Here is a 4,013-nt window from a genome sequence, read left to right as displayed (position 1 = left end):
TGACTTGTGCCAAGGACAGGCACAAAGGATATATAACTTACTGAACTCATACGTGGTTTCAAACAGTGTATTAATGTTTGTGATTGGTGCCGTTGTCGAAGCTTAAGGTATAATATTTCGCTTTAAAAATTTATTTTGGCCCTTAGCGTTTAAAGGTTTTAATAAATAAAAAGGGTGCGAAACTTGAGTTATTTACCTATATGAAGATTTGTGAAAAAGCTATTAGCCATTAGCTGTTTGATTAAAGCTGAATGTGATTCCTGCTCTTATGATCTTTTCCATGCATTTGCCTTGGGCATTGGAGATACCCTGGGGGGCGGGCTATAGGAACATTTTGGTTCCGGTTTATCCGGGTTAGGTGTTAGCCTATTTGTTTTGCGGGTATATTTTCTCATTCGACCAGCGAGTCAAAAAATCAAGGACATTTTCAGGTTTTTCTATAATCTCGAGCGCTTTTGCCACTTGAGCAATGATTTCACTGGCGGTTGCCATATCCTTAATCATAGTCCATTTCCTGGCATTCACATTTACCTTCGTAACCTTCGCTGTGACCTGTTCAAGGTCGATTATTATATCGAGTTCATCTGTAGCAGCCTTTATTCTTTTCCCCTTTTCGGTCGTGCTGTCATCAACCACCTTTATGCCCATCCCCTTTAAGGCAAACATTGTTGCCTTATCTGTCTGATCCACAGGAAAGGTAAAAGTTTTGGACGCCACATTAGATTGCGAATAATGTACAGCGAAACCCATACCCGAAAGAGCTGGGAGGGCTACTGTAGCGCAACCGGTTGTGAAAAGTAAAAGGAGGATGACCAGGTAACCTTTAAAGCGTTTCATTGTTTACCTCCTCTATTGCGGACATAGTCCCGTCTTACAGGACTGAACCTTAAGATAGTAATACATAACAAACAAAGCACGCATACAAAGTATTACTATATAAACTGTGTCAGGCATGGGTACTCCTTATTGTAAAATCGCTCCGGGAAAAATCATTTCCTGACAATCTAGTTACGCAAATCTCGTGCCCACATAAATCATCTTCTGGTTTAATTAGGAACAAAAGCTTTTAAAAAAAGGGGGTTAGCAAATGTATATTTTCTATTTTTTCAATTTCGCTTCCCCGGTATAGCGGCTGTTTCCAAACCAAAGTGTATCCTTTCGTGCGCCTAAATATGTATGAAAAAGTATAATATTGGCATCTCGCGGGGGTTGTTGTATAGTCTTTTTACTGTTTGTGTTTTACTATTTATCTTGATTTAACAGATAGGGTAAATCATAATAAATTTATATGAAAAACCTGCAACTGTTGTATCTACCCGTTGACTTGGGAAGAAAAAAAACGAAAGATTTTTTATTTGGTTCCGGCTCGTCCGGGTTAGGCAATGCATGAATAAAGAACTTTTAAATTCTGATATTTCAATAGATCGTTTTAAAGAAATATCTACATGGGTCTCATCTGTGAATAACCTGGATCAGCTGCTTGAGCTTATAGTAGCAACGGCTACCCAGATGATGAACGCTAAGGCCAGTTCCCTTCTGCTCCTGGATCAGAAAACCAAAAAACTTTATTTTAAGGTGGCAACAGGCGAGAAAAAGGATGATGTCAAAAATTTTGAAATCGAGATGGGACAGGGGATAGCCGGCTATGTAGCAGAAAAAGGGGAACCCCTTCTCGTTCCTGATGTCAGCAAGGATCCCCGTTGGCACAAAGAAATCAGCGAGTCCATAGGCTTTAAGACTCGTTCAATAGCTTGCGTGCCGATGAAGATAAAGGGTGAAACAATAGGAGTTGTCGAAATTATTGATAAAATAGACGGGGGTCGATTTCGCGAAGGGGATATTAAAATATTGGCCGTGTTTGCCGAACTGGCCGCGCTGGCTATCGGCAATGCCAGAAAAATTGAGCTTGTTACAAGAGAGGTCAGCGATCTTAAAAAACAACTCGCTGTCAAGTACCAGATGGTGGGGGATAGCAAGGCCTTAAGGCAGGTCATCTCCGATGCTCATAAGATCGCAAACTCAACAATAAGCACTCTTGTTTTGGGAGAGAGCGGAACCGGAAAAGAATTGCTGGCAAGGTTAATCCATTGGGCCGGCCCCAGAAAGAATAAGCCCATGATTCTTCTGAATTGTGCTGCCTTGCCGGAAACCCTGTTGGAAGATGAACTGTTCGGTCACGAAAAAGGGGCTTATACAGGGGCTATAGGCCAGAAGATCGGAAAATTTGAACTTGCAGATAGCGGCACCATCTTTCTGGACGAGATAGGAGAGATGAGCCCTGTGATGCAGGCAAAACTCCTTCAGGTATTGCAAGAAGGAGTATTTTATCGAGTTGGGGGCAATAAATCAATCTTCGTCGATGTAAGGGTCGTCTCAGCCACAAACAGAAACATTGTTGAGGCGGTCTCTGCGGGCCTGTTTCGAGAAGATTTATATTATCGCCTTAATGGTGTTCAGATTCACATGCCCTCCCTGAGAGCTAGAAAAGAGGATATTCCCCTGCTTGCCCAATATTTTCTCGATATCTTCAAACAGGAAAGGGGGTTGCCGTATTTAACAATTTCGGAAAAATCAATGGCGAATATGATGGAATATGACTGGCCGGGGAATGTTAGAGAATTGAGAAACGCCATAGAGCGGGCAGTGGTTATGGGAAACGGCAAGGAGATTTTGCCGGAAGATTTACCGATTCTTTCCTCAAGGCTAATGGACTCTGGTATGCGTGTGGGATTAACGCTGGAAGAGGCTGTTAACAACTTTAAGAAAGAGTTTATTGCCTTGAACCTCAGACATACTAAAGGGAACAGAAGCGAAGCTGCAAAAGCTATTGGTATACAAAGAACGTATCTGTCCCGACTTATTTCAAAATATAATCTCCAGAAAGTCAGACAAAAGGGCTCCTGAACCATCAATAAAGTAAAAGACCACGCAGATATCTTCACCACGGAAGTTTAGATGGGAAACCTGGAATCTTCGACCGTAAGGAAGTTGGCCATTTTTAGATTCGCTCGCTATTGCGGTTCAATGCGTTCCGGATGCCGAATCAGGCCTGCCCCGTACCGGATACGGGGTCCGGCATGACGATTTCGAGACTTTTTACGAGTTTGTCAATTTTTGCAGTAATCCTTTTAAGTTATTGGGGAAAAGTGCCGATAATAATAAGAACAAGAATGTTTTTAAAAGGAAAAAGCAAATGCCACGGATTCCAGCTTCAAACATAGCCGTATCTTCCATCTTGGCTCTTGAAAAAAAACTTGATGTAACGGCCAATAATATCGCAAATGTAAACACGGATGAGTTCAAGAAGAGCCGGGCTATTTTTCAGACAGGAGATTCAACCGGTGTTTCTGTAACTATAACCAAGATAGATACACCCGGCACAATTCAGCCCAATGGGTTGGAATCCTCCAATGTGTTTCTTGAGGAAGAATTCGTCAACCTTATTACCACGCAACACTCCAATACAGCTAATGTTCAGGTTATAAAGACCGAAGCTGAGATGCAAGAGCATTTACTCGACGTTTTCGCTTGAAATGAAATCGCCTGCCATCGGCCAGGGCTGATGGTTAAAAGCTTTTCAATCCAGCCAATTATTGCTTATAGCCGATTTGCCTCAGCAATTCTTTTCGTGCACGGATATCATCTTCTGTTTCTATGCCTTTTGAGCTAAACCCATCAATAACACCGAGTATTCCCCGCCCAAGTTCCGTTTCTGCAATAATTACCTCGACCGGATTGGCGGTTGCGCAAAAGATTCGACAGACTTCCGTGACATTTTTAATCGAATTCAAAACATTTACAGGAAATAGATTTTTCATGAAAAGGATAAAACTGTGACCGGCTGAAAGGTTGTATGCATTCTTCTTTGCCAGTTCGATAAGTTCATCATCTGTGCCTGCATAACGCACAAGACATAACTCAGAGGCTTCACAGAATGCCAGACCGAATTTTGCCATGGGAACAGCATTGACCATGGCCTCATATATATCCTCAACAGTTTTTATAAAATGAGA

The 4,013-nt window shown here is 42.0% G+C and carries 4 protein-coding genes; 2 read left to right on the top strand and 2 right to left on the bottom strand.

The window, feature by feature from the left end; all coding sequences use genetic code 11:
• Window positions 1-366: 366 nt before the first annotated feature.
• Window positions 367-837 (bottom strand): DUF3568 family protein, encoded by a 471-nt coding sequence (locus VMW78_09030; protein HUV51145.1) that lies wholly within the window; start codon window positions 835-837, stop codon window positions 367-369.
• A gap of 549 nt (window positions 838-1,386) precedes the next feature.
• Between VMW78_09030 and VMW78_09025 the strand changes: the two genes are divergently transcribed.
• Window positions 1,387-2,904, top strand: a complete 1,518-nt coding sequence (locus VMW78_09025) for a sigma 54-interacting transcriptional regulator (GenBank protein ID HUV51144.1) — start codon at window positions 1,387-1,389, stop codon at window positions 2,902-2,904.
• Between the two features lie 289 nt (window positions 2,905-3,193).
• Window positions 3,194-3,532 carry a flagellar basal body rod C-terminal domain-containing protein gene (locus tag VMW78_09020; protein ID HUV51143.1) on the top strand — a complete coding sequence of 113 codons (339 nt, stop codon included), beginning with the start codon at window positions 3,194-3,196 and terminating at the stop codon, window positions 3,530-3,532.
• Between the two features lie 58 nt (window positions 3,533-3,590).
• On the opposite strand, the gene VMW78_09015 is transcribed toward VMW78_09020, so the two are convergent.
• On the bottom strand, window positions 3,591-4,013 hold a 423-nt coding region (locus VMW78_09015), incomplete at its 5' end, for an adenosine-specific kinase (GenBank protein ID HUV51142.1).

It is taken from the genome of Anaerolineae bacterium (genome assembly GCA_035529315.1).
Classification (GTDB): Bacteria; Desulfobacterota; Desulfobacteria; order Desulfobacterales; family ETH-SRB1; genus Desulfaltia.
Note: the sequence above shows the minus strand (reverse complement) of the source record. Positions and strands in the feature narration are given on the sequence as shown.

Coding starts and splice junctions, on each gene's coding strand:
- VMW78_09030 (HUV51145.1), bottom strand. CDS start 837: ATGAAACGCTTTAAAGGTTACCTGGTCATCCTCCTTTTACTTTTCACA.
- VMW78_09025 (HUV51144.1), top strand. CDS start 1,387: ATGAATAAAGAACTTTTAAATTCTGATATTTCAATAGATCGTTTTAAA.
- VMW78_09020 (HUV51143.1), top strand. CDS start 3,194: ATGCCACGGATTCCAGCTTCAAACATAGCCGTATCTTCCATCTTGGCT.